This is a genomic window from Azoarcus sp. L1K30, assembly GCF_018122735.1.
Lineage (GTDB): Bacteria > Pseudomonadota > Gammaproteobacteria > Burkholderiales > Rhodocyclaceae > Parazoarcus.
Map to the genome: position 1 here is coordinate 1,079,622 of NZ_JAGRRD010000001.1, position 18,363 is coordinate 1,097,984.

An 18,363-nucleotide genomic window follows, 5' to 3' on the forward strand; every position below is an offset into this window, starting at 1 on the left:
AAAGCGGTCGAGTTCGTCAGGAGCGGCGCCGAAGTGTATCGGAACGTGTGACATGCCCCTGATCCAGATTGAACTCAACGGCCAGCCGCGTCCGGCGGCCACCACACAGAGCCTGCAGGACCTGATCGCCGCGCTCGAACTCACCGGCAAGAGTCTTGCGGTGTCGATCAACCGCGAGGTGGTCAAACGCGCCGAGTGGCCCCATCGCCACCTGCAGGCGGATGACAGAATCGAAATCGTTCACGCCATCGGCGGCGGCTGAACAGGAGGAAACACCATGCAGCTCGATGACCTGCCCGCGACCAGCGAAGTCGCGATGAAAGAAAACGACACCGACCATCAGCTCACCATCGCCGGCAAGACCTATGGCTCGCGCCTGCTGGTCGGCACCGGCAAGTACAGGGATTTTGAGGAGACCCGCGCCGCGGTCGACGCGAGCGGCACATCCATCGTCACCGTCACCATCCGCCGGGTGAACATCGGCCAGCATCAGCACGAACCCAATCTGCTGGACGCAGTACCGCCTTCGCAGTTCACCATCCTGCCCAACACCGGCGGCTGCTTCAACGCCAGGGATGCGGTCTATACGCTGCAGATGGCGCGCGAACTGCTGGGCGGGCACTCGCTGGTCAAGCTGGAGGTGCTCGGCGACGAGAAGACCCTGTTCCCCAACATGCCCGAAACCCTGAAGGCGGCCGAAACGCTGATCAGGGATGGGTTCGACGTCATGGTCTACTGCAGTGACGACCCCATCCAGGCAAAAATGCTCGAAGACATGGGCTGCGTGGCGATCATGCCGCTGGCCTCGCTGATCGGCTCGGGCATGGGCATTCTGAACCCGTGGAACCTGTCACTGATCATCGAGCAGACGCAGGTGCCAGTGATCGTCGATGCAGGCGTCGGCACCGCGTCGGACGCCGCCATTGCGCTGGAACTCGGCTGTGACGGCGTGCTGATGAACACCGCGATCGCCAGGGCGCAGGACCCGATCCGGATGGCGCTGGCGATGCGCGACGCCGTACGCGCCGGACGTAATGCCTATCTGGCGGGCCGCATGCCGAAGCGCTTCGCAGCTTCGCCATCCTCTCCGATGTCGGGGCTGATGAGCTGATCAGGCGGCGGGGCAAGCCGCCCCGCCATCCATGTTTCCGGCAATGTCCTGCCGGCGTCCGTGACAGGATAATCTTCACTGTCGTCACCCCTACTCCCGGACCCGATGAGTATTCGCCCCACCTCTGCCATGTGGAAACAGTTCATGCAGCGCGAAGCCGACAGCGCGATGAGCCTGCAGGGACAGATTCGTCAGATGCTGGTCGCCGCCATCCTCGACCGCCAGATTCCGCTCGACGAACCGATTCCTTCCAGCCGGGAGCTGTCGTCGCACATCGGCGTGGCGCGCAATACGGTCGTCATCGCCTACCAGCAACTGGTGGATGAAGGCTACTTGCTTTCGCGCGAACGCAAGGGCCACTTCGTCAACCCGGCCATACTCGAAGGCCGTGCGGGCAAAGTCGAGACGCCACACGCCGACCCCGCCGCCGCGGCACCCGACTGGAACCGGCGTTTCCGCTTCCGCCCCTCCGCGCAACGCAACATCAGCAAGCGAGCCGACTGGCAGCACTATCCTTACCCCTTCGTCTACGGTCAGTTCGATCCCACGCTATTTCCCACCGCCGACTGGCGAGAGTGCTGCATGAAAACACTCAGCGTGCTCGAGATCAGCGAATGGGCGCAGGACATGATCCTGCGCGACGACGAGTCGCTGGTCCGCCAGATCCGCACGCGGGTCCTGCCGCGCCGTGGAGTCTGGGCTTCGGACGACGAAATCGTCATCACCGTCGGCACCCAGCAGGCGCTCTATCTGCTGGCCGACCTGCTGATGAGCAGCGACACCCCGGTCGGCATCGAGGACCCCGGCTATCCAGACGCGCGCAACATCTTCAGCAGCCGCACCCGGCGCATGGAAAGCCTGGAAATCGACCAGCACGGGCTGGTCGTCGACGACCGCCTCAAGCGCTGCGACTATGTCTACGTCACGCCGAGTCACCAATGCCCGACCACGGTGACCATGCCGCTCGAGCGTCGCGAGGCCTTGTTGAAAATGGCCGAACAGTCGGACTTCATCATCATCGAGGACGACTACGACAGCGAGAACCCGTTCGAAGGCGAACCGCTGCCCGCGCTGAAAAGCCTGGACCGCAGCAATCGCGTAATCTACATCGGCAGCCTGTCGAAGAGCCTGGCACCGGGCATGCGCCTCGGATATGTGGTCGGTCCCGCCGAGCTGATCGGCGAGTTGCGCGGCGTCCGGCGCTTGAACCTGCGGCATCCGGCCGCCTACATGCAGCGCGCCTTTGCCATCTTCCTCTCACTCGGACATCACGACTCGCTGCTGCGCAGGTTGTCGACGGCACACCACGAGCGCGCAGCCGCCCTGACTGCAGCGCTGGCTCGCCACCTGCCCCAGTTTCGCCATGTGCCGATCGCCGGTGGCTCGTCATGCTGGGTGGAAGGACCGGACTGGCTCGACGCCGGCGCGCTTGCCGAGGCGGCACTCGCGCACGGCATCCTGATCGAACCCGGCAGCGTGTTCTTCACCGCCGAGCCGCCCCCAAAGAACTGTTTCCGTCTGGGGTTTTCGTCCATTGCCGCAGAGAAAGTCGAACCTGGCATCAAGGCCTTGGCCGAAGTCGTGAAAGACCTTCATTCGATCGAATAATTTCACGCATCTTCAAATACTTATCTGGACCAAACGATTCACGCGAACTGGTCCTACGTCGTTTCCCACCCGAGGCTTAACCTGTACTCACCTTATCGACTGATCAGCACCAGGGTGCCGATACAGCGACACCCGAGACAGCCCCGGACACACGAGGAAACAACATGACCCAACCTACCACTGCCCTTCTGGAAGCCTTTGGCGACGCCTGGAACCGTCACGACATCGACGCCCTGATGAGCTTCATGGCCGATGACTGCTCCTTTCACGCCGTGGCCGGCCCCGATCTGCTCGGTCGCAGCTTCGTCGGTCGCGACGCCGTACGCGAAGGCTTCATGCTCGCCTGGCAAACCTTCCCCGATGCGGCCTGGCTCGATGGCGACCATTTCGTCGATGGCAACCGCGGCGTCAGCGAAACCACTTTCGTCGGCACCAAGGCCGACGGCACCCGCATCGAAGCCCGCATGGTCGATATCTTCACCTTCCGCGACGGCAAGATCGCGGTGAAGAACGCCTTCCGCAAGGATCGGCCACCGGTCACGGCAGCCTGAACGCGGATTCACGCCACACTGAATCGAGGAATCCGAACATGGACGCAGCGACTGCCAGCTTGCGCGCCGCCACCGATGGCCGCGCCACCGCAGCTTCAAACCCCTACGACCCTGCCTACGACCCGCTGGTCTCGGCCACGCCCGGTCAGGGGCGCGACTACGCGCCGACCTACTGGATCGGCACCGCCGGCGAACCGCCGGCGGACGACGGTCCGATCCGCCACGACATCGACGTCGACGTCGCCATCATCGGCTCCGGCTTCACCGGCCTGACCACGGCAATCTTCCTCGCCCAAGAGTACGGTATCAAGGCCACGGTGCTGGAGGCCAACCGCAGCGCGTGGGGCTGCAGCGTACGCAATGGCGGTCAGGCGCAATGCGCGTCGGGTCGTCTGAAGCGCTCGCAGTGGATCGCGCGCTACGGCATGGAGGCCGCGCTCGGCCTGCATCGCGAATGCCTCGACGGCATGGAGAACTTCAAGGCCCTGATCAAGGACATCGATTGCGACCCGCAGCCCGGCGGCCATCTGTACGTTGCCCACCGCGCCCGCGTGATGCCCATCCTGGAGAAAGAAGCGCGGCTGCTGCGCGACGTGTTCAAGTACGACGCCCGCATCCTGAATGCGGACACCGTAAGACGCGAATGGGTGGGCGACGAGGAAGCCTGCGGGGCGATGCACGAACCCGAGGGCATCGGCATTCACGCCGGCAAACTGGCATTCGGCTATCTGAAGAAGGCCCGCGCACTCGGCGCCACCGTACATCCGGCCAGTCCGGTACAGGGCTGGGAAACCCGCAACGGCGTGCACTACCTCAAGACCCCAGGCGGCACGGTACGCGCCCGCGCAGTCGGCATCTGTACCGGGGGCTACACCTCGAACAGCCTTCATCCGCAACTGAAGAATCGCCTGTTGCCGATCCTGTCGAATTCCATCGTCACCCGACCGCTGACAGCACAGGAAATCGAGGCCTGCGGTCTGCGCACACACCAGGTGATCACCGACACCCGCGTCCTGCGCCACTACTACCGCCTGATGCCCGACAACCGGCTGCAAATCGGCAGCCGCAGCGCGATTACCGGCAACGATGCGCCGCAGAAGCAGTACGAACAACGCCTGATCGAGGACATGTGGCGCAAGTTTCCCGCGCTCCGTGGCGTGCAGATCGACTACTCGTGGTGGGGCTGGGTGGACGTGAGCCACGACATGATGCCGCGCATCCATCAGCCTGACCCGAAGGAATCGGTCTATTACGCACTCGGTTACGGCGGAAATGGCGTGATGTACTCGGCCCAGGCAGGTCGCCGCCTTGCGCAGTGGATTGCAGGCAAGGGGAGCGAACTGCACCTGCCGATCTTCACGTCGAAACTGCCCTTCCCAAACGTACGGGAAATGGTGGTATCGGAAGCCTTTGCCCCCTTCCGCCGCTTTGGCCAACGTTTCCTGTATCGCTGGTACGCCTACAACGACGAACGCCCCTGACCCCTGACCGCCCCTTTCAGCATCCCGGAAGGCCCCGAAACCTTAATCATGGGGAGAAAAGGTCCCCGACACGAAGACCCGACGCCGCAGCCCGCACCGCGGTGGAGGTTTTTCACAGCTAATTACCCGGCAATCAATCAGGCGATACCAAGCGAATTGCGGCGCGGTGACTCCCTCCCCTTCAAGGGGAGGGCTGGGGTGGGGATGGGTGTGGCCGGAACGCGGCAACCCATCCCCCTCCTGGCCTCCCCCTTGAAGGGGGAGGAACAAGGTGCCAAGACCTCCGCTTCAGAGGGAGGAACAAGGTGCTAAGACACGGCGTCACCGATTTGCTCGCCGGATTGATAGCCTTGCAGTGCCCCATGTCCGACCATCGGATGAGAAAAACAGACATACTGGAGACAATCATGAACCTGAAGAAAACCGTACTGATCTCACTCGTCACCGCCGGCCTGATGGCAGGCTCGCAGGGCGCACTCGCCGCCACCTTCAAGATGGCGCTCGGCGATGCGGCCGGCGGCACGCAATGGGAACTGGGCCAGACCTTCAAGACCGTGTTCGAACAGAAGACCGGGGGCAAGCACAAGGTCGACCTCTTCCCCAACGGCCAGCTCGGGGACGAGCAGAACACGGTCAACAATGCCGCGCTCGGCACGCTGGATTTCTCGGTATTGGCGATCAACAACGTCACCCCGTTCTCGCCGTCGGTCGGCGTACTGACCCTGCCCTACGTCATCCAGAGTGCCGAAGACGCGAAGAAGCTCACCCTTGGCGAGATTGGCAAGGAACTCACCGAGAACACGGTACGGGATGCTGGCGTACGCATCGTGGGCTGGGCCTACTCGGGCTTTCGCGTACTGACCAACTCGAAGAAACCGGTGACCAATGTCGCCGACCTCAAGGGCATGGTCATCCGCGTACCGAAGAACGAGATCATGATCGCCACCTACCAGGCCTGGGGCATCAACCCGACGCCGATGGCGTGGTCGGAGACCTTCACCGCCCTGCAGCAGCGCGTGGTCGACGGCCAGGACAACCCCTACATCACCGTTTCGGCGATGAAATTCAACGAAGTACAGAAGTACATCACCAATATCCGCTACATCTTCTCGCTGGAGCCGCTGATCGTCAGCGAATCGGTATTCCAGGAGCAGAAGCCGGACGTGCAGAAAGCCATCCTCGAAGCCGGTCGTGAAGCCACCGAGCACAGCTTCAAGTATCTGCTCGAAACCGAAGACAAGATCAGGAAGGACCTCGTCGCCAAGGGCATGCAGATCAGTGACGCAGCCAATGGCGAGAAGGAGTTCATCGATAAGGCCACCACCACGGTGTGGCCCAAGTTCTACGCCAGCATTGGCGGCAAGGACAAGCTGGACAAGGTCCTGAAGTCGCTCGGGCGATAAGTCCAACTCTGCCGGCGCCCCCTGGCGTCGGCAGCGCTCTCCCCGCGCACGTCGCGCCTCACAATCAGATTGCCAAAACGGGCGGACGCGATATCGTCTCCGTTCGCCACCATTCGATGCACTCGAACACCTGCTTCGCGGAGCCCGCCATGTCCATCAAGAACGTCACCCTCAAGCTCCTGGGCAACATCGAGGAATACCTGGCGGAAGCGCTTCTGGCCTGCTTCGTGCTGCTGCTGTTCGCGCAGATCCTGCTACGCCAGTTCTTCCAGTACTCGCTGCCCTGGGGTGAAGAACTCGCCACCTACATGTTCGTCTGGTTCGCCTATCTGGGCGCGACGGTCGCGGCAAAGATGTCGGCGCACAACCGCGTGACCTTCCAGTTCCAGTTCTTCCCGCCCATCGTGCGCAAAGTTTGCATGGCCGTGTCGGACGTGCTGTGGGTGTGCTTCAACATGTACTTCGTGTACCTGAGCTACGACTTCGTGTTCAACCGCATGAACCTGTTCTGGAAGTCGCAGACCCTCGGCCTGCCGATGAAGTACTTCTACATGATTCTGCCGGCAGCCTTCACCCTGATGTCGATCCGCATCCTGTGGAACCTCTACCTCACGCTGTTCAAGGGCGTGGAGTTGCTGGATCCCGAAGCGGAAGAGATCGAGAAGCTCAAGCAGACCGCTGCCACACAACAATAAACGCGGCCCACCGCAGAGAGACAAGTCATGGACGCCTATATCGTAGAGATCCTGTTCGGCGGATTCTTCCTCATGCTGTTGCTGGGGGCGCCGATCACCATTGCACTGGGTGGCGCGGCACTGGCCACCTTCATGGCGGTGGAGAAGAACCCCATTGCCTTCGTACAGATAGCCTTCACCTCGGTGGGCAGCTTTCCGTTGATGGCCCTGCCCGCCTTCGTGCTCGCCGGCGCCCTGATGGAAGCGGCCGGCATCTCACGCCGGCTGGTGGACATCGCTGAAACTCTGGCCGGCCCGATCACCGGCGGCCTGGGCACCGCCACCGTGCTGGCCTGCCTGTTCTTCGGCGCCATCTCGGGATCGGGCCCGGCCACCACCGCGGCCGTTGGCATGCTGATGATTCCGGCCATGGTCAAGCGCAATTACGACCGCGGCTACGCCTCCGCGGTCACCGCGGCCTCGGGCGGACTCGGCATCATCATCCCGCCCTCGATCCCGATGGTGATCTTCGGCATTTCCGCCATCGGCCTGATGCCGCCGCCGGAAGCCGTGGCCAAATTCGGACAGTTCGATACCGTGTCCATTCCCAAACTCTTCGTCGCCGGGGTCATCCCGGGCATCCTGATGGCGGGAAGCCTGGTACTGATCAATTACTTCATCTCGAAGAAGCACGGCTATGTCGGCCTCACCGAAAAGTGGTCCTTTGCCGACATCCGCGTGTCGCTGCGCAAGGGGGTATGGTCGGTACTGGCACCCGTCATCATCCTCGGCGGCATCTACGCCGGACTGTTCACCCCGACCGAGTCGGCCATCGTCGCAATCTTCTACACCTTGTTCGTGGGCATCTTCCTGCACCGCGAGCTGAAGTTCGCCTCGCTGCTCAACTCGCTGCGCACCACGACCTGGATCACCGGCCGCGTGCTGCTGATCCTGTTTACCGCAACCGTGTTTGGCCGCCTGCTGGTGGAACAGCGCATTCCGGCAATCATTGCCGATTCGATGCTGGGTTTGACCGACAACATCTACCTGATCTGGTCCATGGTCATCGTGTTCCTGCTCTTCGTCGGCATGTTCATGGAGACGCTGGCCGCCATCATGATCCTGGTACCGGTGCTGCTGCCGGTGATGTACACGCTCGGGATGGACCCGACCCACGTCGGCATCGTCATCATCTGCACGCTGTCGGTCGGCTTCATGACCCCGCCGCTGGGCGAGAACCTGTTCGTGGCGTCCGGCATTGGCGGCTCGAGCATCGAAGCCATCGTCCGTCGCATTCACCCGTTCGTCATCGTATCTACGATCACGATCTTCCTCATCGCGTTCTTCCCCAAGCTCTCCTTGTGGTTGCCGCACATGGTCGGTTACTGAGTGCGACGCCGGGGCGGATCGTTTCGGCCGCCCCGCTCCCCGCCCGGTCTCCCACCAAGAATCGTCCGTTCCGGAGGCACTTCATGCTGCAGACACGACACTCCCTTCAGGCGTTTGCGCTGGCCGCTTTCATCGGCCTTGCGTCACCGATCCACGCATACGCGACTTCGCCCACCCCTGCGGCCGAAAGCGCCCCCGGCGTCTACGGCAGCCCTCAGGGCGAGCGTGCCGCAGCACTGCTCGAACGCGCAGCCGATCATATTCGCAAGCACGGCATCATGGGTGTCGACGCATTCAGCCGTCAGGCCGAGTTCATCGACCGCGACCTCTATGTCTACGCGCTCGACATGAGCGGACGCTTTCTCGCCAGCGGCGGCGCGTCGGCCGCACTCGTCGGCCAGAACGTAATGGAAGAGACCGATCTCCAGGGCCGCCCCTTCTTTCGCGAGATGGTCGACATGGCTCGGACCCGCGATCAGGGCAGTATCGAATACCGTTGGTTCAATCCTGCAGACAGCAGCGGCGAACCCAAACTCACCCGTTTCCAGCGTGTCGGCAACATCATCGTCGCAGTCGGCTACTACGCTCCGCGGGCAACCCCGGCACAGGCCAGAAGCCTGCTGAAAAGCGCATTGAAGGCAATGATCGACGACGAAGCGGCGGCCCTCGCCGCGTTCCAGCAGTTCAAGGGGCCGTTCGTGCGCGACGACCTGTACGTTTTCGTTGTCGACATCGCCACGGGCAAGGTACTGGCACATGGCGCCAATCCCGGTCTGGTCGGATCAGACGGCAACGCGCAGCAGTCGCCCGACGGCCGACCCATCGTCAGCGAAATGCTCGCCCGCGTGCGCAAGTCGGGCAAGGGCGAACTGGAGTACGACTGGACAAACCCGACCACGGGCCGAGTCGAACGCAAACACAGCTTCTTCGCATCCATTCATGGTCGCCTGGTCGGCGTGGGTTATTTCTCGCGCTGACCAGAAAGCCGCTTCCGCGCGTCCTTCGCCGCCCCTCGTCTGGACCTTCATTGCCGAGCGCCCGCATGCACTTGGTCGGGAACTGATTGCCGCACGCAGCACTCATCCGGACAATGGCAATCCACTCGATCGAATAGGTGAACTGCAGGCGCTACATCAGACACTCATCGGCCACCTGTGGAAGCTGGTAGGCAGGCCGGTGAAAACCTGACATGAAATCAGCCTTACAATGCGGGTTCAAGACAACGCCCAGTGGAGCAGCAGCATGACTTACAAGGTTTTCATCGACGGTCGTCACGGCACCACCGGTCTCAAGATCGACGAGCGCCTGTCCGGCCGCGCAGAGATCGAGATCCTGACCATCCCTGAAGACAAGCGCAAGGACCCCGCGGTCAAGGCCGAGTACGTCAATTCGGCCGACGTCGTCTTCCTGTGCCTGCCCGATGCCGCCTCGAAGGAATCGGTCTCGCTGCTTGCCCCGGGCAACACACGCACCCGCTTCCTCGACGCAAGCACCGCGCACCGCACGCATCCGGACTGGGTCTACGGCTTTCCCGAACTCAATCCGGGCCAGCGTGAACGCGTGCGCAATGCGCAGAAGGTGGCGGTGCCGGGCTGTCATGCAAGCGGCTTCATCATGCTGATGCACCCGCTCGTGGCCGCCGGCATCGTGCCCGCCGACTATCCGGCCAGCACCTACTCCATCACCGGCTACAGCGGCGGCGGCAAGGAGATGATCGCCAGTTACGAAGACGCCGGCGAACTGGGCGACAACATGCGTAGCCCCCGCTTCTACGCCCTCGGACTCAGCCACAAGCATCTGCCCGAGATGCAGGCCCTGACCGGTCTCGCCAACAAGCCGCTGTTCACACCCATCGTCGGCAATTTTGCCCAGGGCATGGTGGTGGCCGTGCCGCTGCTGCCGCGCTTGCTCAAGCAGAAGGTCGCGGCGGCGGACATCCAGCACTTCTTCGCCGAGTACTACGCCGGAGAGACCTTCATCAAGGTCATGCCGTCGGACCCGGCGCCGATGCTCGATAACGGCTTTCTGCCCGCCACCACCTGCAACGACACCAATCGCGCAGAGATCTTCGCCTTCGGCCACGACGACCAGATCCTCGTTGCCGCGCGCTTCGACAACCTCGGCAAGGGCGCCTCGGGTGCGGCGATCCAGTGCATGAACATCATGCTGGGGCTGGACGAGTCGGCCGGACTGGCGGTGTAACAGGCATGAAGATGACGGGCATCGCGTTCGACAACACCTATGCGCGGGATCTGGTCGGGTTCTACGTACCCTGCCAACCCGAACCGGCGCCGGACCCGACGCTCGTCTACTTCAACCACGAACTCGCCGACGAACTCGCGCTCGGGCTGGACGATCTCGAGCCGCCGGCGCTGGCGGAGCTCTTCTCCGGCAACCGTCTGCCCGAGGGCGCGACGCCGATCGCCCAGGCCTATGCCGGCCACCAGTTCGGGCAATTTTCACCGCAACTGGGCGACGGTCGCGCGCTGCTGATCGGCGAGGTCATCGACCGCCTCAACCGACGCCGCGACATCGCCTTCAAGGGCTCGGGAAAGACCCCGTTCTCACGGCGCGGCGACGGTAAGGCCGCCATCGGCCCGATGCTGCGCGAGGTGCTGATCGGCGAGGCCATGCACGCGCTTGGCATTCCGACCACGCGAGCGCTCGCGGTGGTTGCCACCGGCGAGAGGGTGTATCGCGACCGCAGCCTGCCGGGCGCCACGCTGACACGCATTGCCGACAGCCACCTGCGCGTGGGCACCTTCCAGTTTTTCGCCACCCACGGGTCCATCGAGCAACTGACGACACTGGCCGAGTACACCATCGCACGGCACGACCCCGAACTCGTGGGCGCGCCGGATCGATACCTGAACTTTCTGCAACGGGTGGCGGAACGTCAGGCCGCACTGGTGGCGCAGTGGATGCACGTCGGTTTCATTCACGGCGTGATGAACACCGACAACATGAGTCTGGCCGGCGAAACCATCGATTACGGCCCCTGCGCCTTCATGGACGCCTACGACCCGGGTACGGTCTTCAGTTCCATCGACGACATGGGCCGCTACGCCTACGATCAACAAGCGCGCATCGCACGCTGGAACCTGGCCCGCTTTGCCGAAACCCTGTTGCCACTGCTCGCCGACGACGAGCAGCAGGCGATCGAGCTGGCCACCGGGGTGATCGACGCCTTCCCCGCACGCTACCAGCACCACTGGCTCGAAGGTGCCCGAGCCAAGCTCGGGCTGCGTGGGCAAATCGACGATGGCGAGCGCATCGACACCGCGCTTGCCCAGGACTGGTTGACTTTGCTGCAGGCCAAAAAGGTCGATTTCACGCTGGCCTGGCGACGACTCGCCGACGCCGCTGCGGGCGATGAAGGACCGCTGCGTGCGCTGTTCACCGAGCACCAGACACTCGACGACTGGCTGGCACGCTGGCAGGCGCGCTGCGCTGCAGAAGCTGACAGCCCCGGTCCAAGAGCGGAACACATGCGTCGCGTCAATCCGTGGCTGATTCCGCGCAATCACCGCGTCGAGGAGGCGCTCGACGCGGCTACGCAGGCGGGCGACCTGGCCCCCTTCGAGCAACTGCTGGAAGCCTTGCGACTGCCCTTCGAGGAACGCCCGGCATTCGCCCGTTACGCCGAGCCGGCACCGGCAGACTTCACCCAGGCGTTTCGTACCTTCTGCGGCACCTGAGTGCAGCGCGACCCACCGTCACCCGGTCCTGATCGCCGACACGACATCGACCGGCCGGGCGCAGGCCCGGAACACGAACCGGACATTCCCGGCGCCGGATGCGTCACCGCATTGGTTCGGCCAATCCGCCACCATTGAGCGCCTTGTCCGCCCTGAGCATGTCAACGGCCAGATCGACGAAACGCCTGACCTTGGCCGAGCGCAAGCGGCCCTCGCCGTGGATCACATGAACCGGCAGCGGCATCTCCTCATACGCTGACAGCACCACCCTGATCGTCCCCGCCGCCTCTTCATCCGCGATCTGATAGGACATCAGCCGGGTCAGCCCGAAGCCCTCACGGGCAGCCTCGAGAGCCCCGTCATTGGTGTTGACCAGAATGCGTGGCTTGAGCCTGATGCTCAGTTTCTTGCCGTCCCTGAGAAATGGCCATTCAGCGCCAGTCGAGACGGCAGTGGCGGAAATGATGCGGTGCCCAGCCAGGTCCTCGGGCGTGTCCGGCGTACCGTACTGTTCCAGATAGGCGGGCGCGGCACAGACGACACGACGCACCTGCCCCACCCGGATCGCATGCAGCGACGAGTCCGGCAAGTGCCCGATGCGAATGCCGACATCGAGCCCTTCGTCGACCAGATTGACGACACGATCGATGAGAAACGCCGATACCGTCGTCTGGTCGAAGATCCGCTGGTAAGCCGTGATGACCGGCATCACATAGCGCTTGCCGAACAACACCGGCGCCGTAACCGCGAGTCGTCCGCGCGGCGTCGCGTTGATCCCGGCCGCAGCCTCGTCTGCCTCTTCCACCTCGAGCAGGATGCGCCGCGCGTCCTCAAGATAGCGGCCGCCAGCCTCGGTCACCCGCACCAGGCGCGTGGTCCGCGTCAGCAGTCGCACGCCCAGACGCCCTTCGAGGCAGGCAACGGCACGGGTCACCGCCGGCGGGGACATGCGCAGGCGCCGCGCCGCCGCCGCAAAGCTCTCCTCCTCGGCCACCGCGACGAACACCGTCATCAGATGAAATCGATCCACCTATTCTTCCTGCTTCCGAAATAGTGGGTTTCATTCTACGGATATTCTTCTCACGGATGGAATTTGGCAGAGTGGCAGCCATTGGCAACGCGATCGCCAACCCAACAACACGCTCGACCGCCCACTCAAGCGGGGCAAAGTACGCTCCCGCTCACAAGGAGATATCCACATGGCCCGCGCCTTTGCAAAGATTGCCTTCACGCCTGGCGTCCAAGCCGTGCAGACGCGCATGGGCAGCCGCCACGCCTACCGTTCCGTCGACATGGGCGAATCGGAGGCGGTTGCACTGACCTCGTTCGAGACGGAATTCATCCGCAGCCGCGACAGCTTCTATCAGGGCACGGTCGGTGAAAACGGCTGGCCCTATGTGCAGCACCGTGGCGGCCCCATCGGGTTTCTGAAGGTGCTGGACGCACGCACGATCGGCTATGCGGATTTCTCCGGCAACCGCCAGTACATTTCGGTTGGCAATCTCGAGGGAGATGCGCGTGTGAGCCTTTTCCTGATGGACTACCCGGGACAGCGGCGCCTGAAGATCTGGGGGCATGCCCGCCTGATCGACAAAGACAGCGAACCGGCCCTGATTGCGCGGCTGGCATCGCCGGACTATCCCGCCCGTATCGAGCGCGGCGTGCTGATCACGGTCGACGCCTTCGACTGGAACTGCCCGAAATTCATCACCCCGCGGTTCACCGAACGCGAACTGAACGCGCTTGTCGATGACGGACTCGGCCAACCGGCGCCGCGCCGTCAGCGCGGAGGCGCCGGCCCGCACGGATGACGCCCGCAGGGGCCGCCGCGCGGCTGCGTCATCCCAAGAGTATCAGCACAAGCATCAGGCTGAGCGCCGACAGCAGCGTCTGCAAAGTGATGATGCCGGCCATCAGGTGGGCATCACCGCCCAATTGACGGGTCAGCACATACGCGGTTGGCGCCGTCGGCAAGGCGAAGAAAAGCACCAGGATGGCGCGTTCGTTGGCGGGCAGCCCGAGCAGGACGGCGCAGGCAAACGCGACTGCCGGCACCAGCAGGAGACGGCTCAGGCTGTTCGCGAGCAACGCCTTCAGCTCGCCGCGAAGTTCGCCCGGCTTCAATGCAGCACCCACGCACAGCAGCCCCAGCGGCAGGCTGGACGCCGCCAGCAGCGCCAGCAGTCGATCCGCGCCCCACTTGATCTCAATACCGCTCAGGTTGAGCAAGGCACCGGCCGCGCAGGCAAGAATGAGGGGGTTCTTCGCGATCGGGCGCAGCAGCGATTTCGCGCTGGTGTGGCACCCCGCAGACAGGGCCAGCACCGACAGCACGTTGACGGTGGGCACGAGCAGCGCCAGCATCACCGCCGCCAGCAGCAGACCTTCCTTGCCGAAAAAACCGCCAATCGCCGCCAGCCCCAGATAGGTGTTGAAGCGCAGCGTCCCCTGGAGCATCACACCGAAACGCGCCGCAGGCCAGGCATGAACCCGACGCGCGATCAGCAGCCCGACGCAACACGCCGCCAAGGCAAGCGCGACCGCCACCAGCAGGCGCGGCAACGCGGGGTTGTCCAGCGGCGCGCTCGCCAGGCTCTTGAACAACAGCGCAGGGAAAAGCACGAAATAGTTGAAACGCTCGGCACCGGGCCAGAACTCCCGCCCCGGGAACCCGTGCTTCTGCATGTAGAACCCGGTAACGATCAACACGAAGAGCGGCCACAATGCCTGCAGCACGTCGATCATCGGCGTGGAAATCCTACGAATCGTCTGCAATTCCTCGCAGACGGGTACAAGCCGTCACCTGAACCGGGCATAGACGGATATTCCAACGCAAACCACGAATTCGATCACCATTCCACTCCACCAAGGCGCATGTGCGCGATCAAGAGTCGTCCTCGTCATCCGCTAACGAGCAGCCATTCTTCAAGAACGGCATCGCCCGGCGACAGGCTGGCGATTGTTGAGCGGCAGCATGGTACAGCACGACCTCGCCACCAATGTTGGAGCACTCGGCCAATGGCCGTCAGCATACGATAAGTGGCCTGGGCCCCTTTCCCGGGGATGCCAGACACGGTAGTCGCTCGAGACGCACTTACCGAGCCAGGCAATGCGCGGAATGCTAGCTGAACGACGCCAACTGCTTCAGTCCGCCATCAACGATACCCTGCAGCACATTCATCGCCGTGCGACAAGCGATTGTCAGTTCTCCATGAGGGGACATTGCCAGTGCGATATGCCTGGTAATGGATGGATCGACAAGTCGCGACGCCTTCAGACGGCACGCCTTCGCCGCAGCGGAAATCGCGTACGGGCCCAGAAGCGCATAACCTCCGCCTTCGGAAACCACGTGGGTCTGCAAGGCAAGGCAGTCCGCCTCAAGCACGACATTCAGCGAGATACCGTGATCGGCGCTGAGTTGGTCGAGACGGTCGCGCCAACTATTCGGTCGGCAGAAGAGGACAAGTGGAAGCTCGTGAAGCGCGGCAAATGAGATCGTATCGTGAGCCGTCAAGTGACTATCCGCAGGACCGACGAGATAGGTATCCGTTTCGACAAGGTAGACGTCGCCGTTTCTGGGCGTGGGGCTATGGCGAAACAAGATAGCCAGATCCACGTACCCGGTTTCCAGCCAGTGTTCAAGCTGGGCCCCCTGTCCCTCGCGCACGACCAGATCGATCATCGGAAACTCCGATCTGAGCCGAAAATGCAAGCTGCTCACAAGGGGGTGTGCAACTGAAGGCAGGATGCCAAGCCGTACCGTTCCAATCGGCGTTCCCGCCGCTTCTCGAATGTCGTTCGACAACTGAGCCGTGCTCGCCAGCCAGGCACGCACCTTGGGCATGATGCGCAGCCCAAGCTCGGTCAGCACGACGCCTCGCCCCGTGCGCTGGAACAAACGCCCTCCGCACTCGCGTTCAAGATCCGCAATCTGCCGGCTGATGTGGGGTTGGCTAGTGCCATACGCCACAGCCACTTTGCTGAGGCTCCCAAGCTCGACTGCGTCGATGAAGAGTTTCCAGGTCTCGAAGTCCATATCGCCAACGACTCAAGCCAAACGTTTGAAGTATACCTGAAATGCCTGAAATACGCCTTCTAACATACCACCACTCTCCATAGACTTCATCCCATACCCACCGCGATTGCATTGCGAAGTGGGTGTCCATAAGCAACCTGATCGCCGACCCGCTCGTCGAGCGGGTGCAAATGAGAATAAACACAGGTGGAGACAAGAATGAAATACACGAGAACCGTAATCAAGACGCTACTGGCAGGACTACTGACAGGCGCCATGACGGCAGGTGCACACGCAGACTCGGTCCAAGTCTACGGCCTGGTCGGACTCTACGTCGGCAGTATCAAGCACAGTGGCGACACCGAATCGACCCGCGCTCTCAACGGCGGAGGGCTGCAGACCTCCTTCATCGGGGTGAAGGGATCCGAGGACCTGGGCGGTGGCCTCAAGGCCCTTTTCGCTCTCGAGAGCTTCTTTCGCCCTGACACCGGCGAACAGGGTCGCTCTTCAGCAGACCCCCTGCTCTCTCGCAATGGCTGGGTCGGCATCGAGGGCGCATTTGGCCGTGTAAGCGCTGGCCGTCAGACCAATCCGACCTATGCCGTCATGTCGCAGTTGAGCCCGTTCGGTGCCTCGGTCGTCTTTTCTCCCCTCACGGTGCAGTCTTTCATCCCGTCATACGGACGAAACGTTCTCGGTGACTCGGTGTGGAACAACGTAGTGAAGTATGCGACGCCCAACCTTGGCGGACTCCGCGGCTCAGTCCTCTATGGGTTCGGGGAAACCGGGGGCGGTGCAGGCTCTGGCAATACCGGTATCCACGCCACCTATCGGGCCGGCAAATTCATGGGGGCGATCTCGGTGCAGCGCGTCCGTATGCAAGCCAGCACACGCCTTGTGGATCCGCAGCGGGCATGGCTCGCAGGAGCGACATATGATTTCGGGGTAGCCACGATATATGCCAATACGATTCGCACCAGCATCGACAACGGCAACAAGACCCGGCTCTACGATTTGGGAATGTCGGTGCCCATCTCCAGGCCCGGCAAGCTGATGCTCGAAGCGGCCCAAACCCGGACCGACCTTAAACAAGCGGCAGATCACCGCCGCACGACGGTTTCTTTCGGCTACGACCACCGCCTGTCCAAGCGCACCGACGTCTTCGCAATCTATTCATACGACAAGAGAACGGACAAGAACCTCGGCAATACGATCGCCGCGGGTATCCGTCACTTGTTCTGAACAAGCCGACATCGCAAGCGCGGGAAACCGATTCCCCGACAGACACGGCATGAACCACCCCATTCTCTGCTCGCGAGGCCGATGCCGACGCACACACTCACGCGCGGTGCGTACTCGAGAGCAGGACGACTCGCGCTGCCCCCCAGCGCGCGTAACCAAGGTGCAGGTAACCGACGCCCCGGAAGCCTCGCATCGTTTCCCCCTGGCAAATTGAAGGAACTGAAATGAAGACTATCGACCTCCGCGGCCTCGTCCCTGCCCCCGTAACCCCCTTCACTCGCGATGGCGCAGTCGACTACGCGGCCATTCATCGCATTGGCGCTTGGCTCGGCAGCATCGAAGGCGTAAAAGGCCTTACCGTGCTTGGCCATGCCGGCGAAGGCACCTTCCTCGAGCGCGACGAACAACTGAAAGTCATCGAAGCCTTCCGCGAGTCGGTAGGCGACCGCCTGCCGATCATCGCCGGCATCACGCTGGAAGGCACCGCCGTCGCCGCGGAAGAGGCCAAGCGTGTAGTAAAGGCCGGGGCCAGTGCCGGCCTCGTATACCCATCTCACGGCTGGCTGCGCTTCGGCTACCAGAAAGGTGCGCCCCAGGATCGGTACCGAGCCATTCACGAAGCCAGTGGCCTGCCGCTGATCCTGTTCCAGTATCCGGACGTCACGAAGGCAACCTATAACCTCGAAACAATGCTCGAGATCGCCGCGCTGCCCGGCGTCTTCGCCATGAAAAACGGCGTGCGCAACATGCGTCGCTGGGATACGGAGATCCCCGTCATCCGCAAGGAGCGCCCTGATCTCCAGGTTCTGACCTGCCATGATGAATATCTGTTGCACACCATGTTCGATGTCGATGGTGCGCTGGTGGGATACGGGTGCATCGCACCGGAGCCGCTCATCGAGATGATCGCCGCCGGCAAGGCTAAGGATTACAGAAAGGCACGCGAACTCCATGACCGCCTGCTGCCGGTGACGAAGAACGTCTATCATCGCGGCTCCCATATGGAAGGCTCGGTCGCACTGAAGTGGGCGTTGGTTGCCCGCGGCATACTCGAGCACGCCACCGTCCGCTCGCCCTTGCTCCCGCTAGCAGAAGGCGCCGACAAGGAAGTCGCCGAGGCAATGCAGGCCGCTGGCCTGGGCCGCGTAGCCTGACGGATTCGAAGGGGCCGCAGGCAAGCGGTCCCCGTTT

The 18,363-nt window shown here is 62.8% G+C and carries 17 protein-coding genes; 14 read left to right on the top strand and 3 right to left on the bottom strand.

The annotated features are described in order from the left end of the window. The first annotated feature begins 52 nt into the window (after positions 1-52). The 11 genes from thiS (at position 53) to J5J83_RS04855 (ending at position 11,915) form a co-directional block, all read left to right on the top strand. Positions 53-262: a sulfur carrier protein ThiS gene (thiS, locus tag J5J83_RS04805; RefSeq protein ID WP_212346070.1), complete on the top strand. Its 210-nt coding sequence runs from the start codon at positions 53-55 to the stop codon at positions 260-262. A gap of 54 nt (positions 263-316) precedes the next feature. After that, positions 317-1,111, top strand: a complete 795-nt coding sequence (locus tag J5J83_RS04810) for a thiazole synthase (protein WP_212352811.1) — start codon at positions 317-319, stop codon at positions 1,109-1,111. Positions 1,112-1,216: 105 nt separating this feature from the next. Continuing rightward, the gene (locus J5J83_RS04815) at positions 1,217-2,719 is read left to right on the top strand and encodes a PLP-dependent aminotransferase family protein (protein WP_212346072.1); all 1,503 of its coding nucleotides are present in this window, start codon (positions 1,217-1,219) and stop codon (positions 2,717-2,719) included. A 164-nt stretch (positions 2,720-2,883) separates the two neighbouring features. Further along, a complete protein-coding gene (locus J5J83_RS04820) occupies positions 2,884-3,270 on the top strand; it encodes a nuclear transport factor 2 family protein (protein WP_212346075.1) in 387 nt (128 codons plus the stop codon). Positions 3,271-3,308: 38 nt separating this feature from the next. Next, positions 3,309-4,751 (top strand): FAD-binding oxidoreductase, encoded by a 1,443-nt coding sequence (locus J5J83_RS04825; protein ID WP_212346077.1) that lies wholly within the window; start codon positions 3,309-3,311, stop codon positions 4,749-4,751. A gap of 407 nt (positions 4,752-5,158) precedes the next feature. Next, positions 5,159-6,154, top strand: coding sequence for a TRAP transporter substrate-binding protein (locus tag J5J83_RS04830; protein WP_212346078.1), 996 nt, complete (start codon positions 5,159-5,161; stop codon positions 6,152-6,154). A gap of 149 nt (positions 6,155-6,303) precedes the next feature. Further along, positions 6,304-6,849 (top strand): TRAP transporter small permease, encoded by a 546-nt coding sequence (locus J5J83_RS04835; protein ID WP_212346080.1) that lies wholly within the window; start codon positions 6,304-6,306, stop codon positions 6,847-6,849. A gap of 27 nt (positions 6,850-6,876) precedes the next feature. After that, a complete protein-coding gene (locus tag J5J83_RS04840; RefSeq protein ID WP_212346082.1) occupies positions 6,877-8,217 on the top strand; it encodes a TRAP transporter large permease in 1,341 nt (446 codons plus the stop codon). Between the two features lie 83 nt (positions 8,218-8,300). Then, the gene (locus J5J83_RS04845) at positions 8,301-9,194 is read left to right on the top strand and encodes a cache domain-containing protein (RefSeq protein ID WP_212346084.1); all 894 of its coding nucleotides are present in this window, start codon (positions 8,301-8,303) and stop codon (positions 9,192-9,194) included. Positions 9,195-9,459: 265 nt separating this feature from the next. Further along, on the top strand, positions 9,460-10,419 hold the full coding sequence (argC, locus tag J5J83_RS04850) for an N-acetyl-gamma-glutamyl-phosphate reductase (protein ID WP_212346086.1): 960 nt from the start codon (positions 9,460-9,462) through the stop codon (positions 10,417-10,419). Positions 10,420-10,424: 5 nt separating this feature from the next. Continuing rightward, on the top strand, positions 10,425-11,915 hold the full coding sequence (locus J5J83_RS04855; protein WP_212346089.1) for a protein adenylyltransferase SelO: 1,491 nt from the start codon (positions 10,425-10,427) through the stop codon (positions 11,913-11,915). A 103-nt stretch (positions 11,916-12,018) separates the two neighbouring features. On the opposite strand, the gene J5J83_RS04860 is transcribed toward J5J83_RS04855, so the two are convergent. After that, positions 12,019-12,945: a LysR family transcriptional regulator gene (locus J5J83_RS04860; protein WP_212346091.1), complete on the bottom strand. Its 927-nt coding sequence runs from the start codon at positions 12,943-12,945 to the stop codon at positions 12,019-12,021. Positions 12,946-13,114: 169 nt separating this feature from the next. Between J5J83_RS04860 and J5J83_RS04865 the strand changes: the two genes are divergently transcribed. Next, positions 13,115-13,726, top strand: coding sequence for a pyridoxamine 5'-phosphate oxidase family protein (locus tag J5J83_RS04865; protein ID WP_212346094.1), 612 nt, complete (start codon positions 13,115-13,117; stop codon positions 13,724-13,726). A gap of 28 nt (positions 13,727-13,754) precedes the next feature. Here J5J83_RS04865 and J5J83_RS04870 read toward each other — a convergent pair whose 3' ends face one another. Both J5J83_RS04870 and J5J83_RS04875 read right to left on the bottom strand, forming a co-directional pair. Further along, complete coding sequence (locus tag J5J83_RS04870) at positions 13,755-14,660, bottom strand: AEC family transporter (protein WP_212346097.1); 906 nt, start codon at positions 14,658-14,660, stop codon at positions 13,755-13,757. A gap of 376 nt (positions 14,661-15,036) precedes the next feature. Then, the gene (locus tag J5J83_RS04875; protein WP_212346100.1) at positions 15,037-15,951 is read right to left on the bottom strand and encodes a LysR family transcriptional regulator; all 915 of its coding nucleotides are present in this window, start codon (positions 15,949-15,951) and stop codon (positions 15,037-15,039) included. Positions 15,952-16,149: 198 nt separating this feature from the next. Between J5J83_RS04875 and J5J83_RS04880 the strand changes: the two genes are divergently transcribed. Then, a complete protein-coding gene (locus J5J83_RS04880; RefSeq protein WP_212346103.1) occupies positions 16,150-17,172 on the top strand; it encodes a porin in 1,023 nt (340 codons plus the stop codon). Positions 17,173-17,396: 224 nt separating this feature from the next. Further along, positions 17,397-18,326, top strand: coding sequence for a dihydrodipicolinate synthase family protein (locus J5J83_RS04885; protein ID WP_212346106.1), 930 nt, complete (start codon positions 17,397-17,399; stop codon positions 18,324-18,326). Positions 18,327-18,363 lie beyond the last annotated feature (37 nt).

What these genes read in the sequence shown, in the direction of transcription:
- thiS (WP_212346070.1), top strand. Translation starts at nt 53, where the DNA reads ATGCCCCTGATCCAGATTGAACTCAACGGCCAGCCGCGTCCGGCGGCC.
- J5J83_RS04810 (WP_212352811.1), top strand. Translation starts at nt 317, where the DNA reads ATGAAAGAAAACGACACCGACCATCAGCTCACCATCGCCGGCAAGACC.
- J5J83_RS04815 (WP_212346072.1), top strand. Translation starts at nt 1,217, where the DNA reads ATGAGTATTCGCCCCACCTCTGCCATGTGGAAACAGTTCATGCAGCGC.
- J5J83_RS04820 (WP_212346075.1), top strand. Translation starts at nt 2,884, where the DNA reads ATGACCCAACCTACCACTGCCCTTCTGGAAGCCTTTGGCGACGCCTGG.
- J5J83_RS04825 (WP_212346077.1), top strand. Translation starts at nt 3,309, where the DNA reads ATGGACGCAGCGACTGCCAGCTTGCGCGCCGCCACCGATGGCCGCGCC.
- J5J83_RS04830 (WP_212346078.1), top strand. Translation starts at nt 5,159, where the DNA reads ATGAACCTGAAGAAAACCGTACTGATCTCACTCGTCACCGCCGGCCTG.
- J5J83_RS04835 (WP_212346080.1), top strand. Translation starts at nt 6,304, where the DNA reads ATGTCCATCAAGAACGTCACCCTCAAGCTCCTGGGCAACATCGAGGAA.
- J5J83_RS04840 (WP_212346082.1), top strand. Translation starts at nt 6,877, where the DNA reads ATGGACGCCTATATCGTAGAGATCCTGTTCGGCGGATTCTTCCTCATG.
- J5J83_RS04845 (WP_212346084.1), top strand. Translation starts at nt 8,301, where the DNA reads ATGCTGCAGACACGACACTCCCTTCAGGCGTTTGCGCTGGCCGCTTTC.
- argC (WP_212346086.1), top strand. Translation starts at nt 9,460, where the DNA reads ATGACTTACAAGGTTTTCATCGACGGTCGTCACGGCACCACCGGTCTC.
- J5J83_RS04855 (WP_212346089.1), top strand. Translation starts at nt 10,425, where the DNA reads ATGAAGATGACGGGCATCGCGTTCGACAACACCTATGCGCGGGATCTG.
- J5J83_RS04865 (WP_212346094.1), top strand. Translation starts at nt 13,115, where the DNA reads ATGGCCCGCGCCTTTGCAAAGATTGCCTTCACGCCTGGCGTCCAAGCC.
- J5J83_RS04870 (WP_212346097.1), bottom strand. Translation starts at nt 14,660, where the DNA reads ATGATCGACGTGCTGCAGGCATTGTGGCCGCTCTTCGTGTTGATCGTT.
- J5J83_RS04875 (WP_212346100.1), bottom strand. Translation starts at nt 15,951, where the DNA reads ATGGACTTCGAGACCTGGAAACTCTTCATCGACGCAGTCGAGCTTGGG.
- J5J83_RS04880 (WP_212346103.1), top strand. Translation starts at nt 16,150, where the DNA reads ATGAAATACACGAGAACCGTAATCAAGACGCTACTGGCAGGACTACTG.
- J5J83_RS04885 (WP_212346106.1), top strand. Translation starts at nt 17,397, where the DNA reads ATGAAGACTATCGACCTCCGCGGCCTCGTCCCTGCCCCCGTAACCCCC.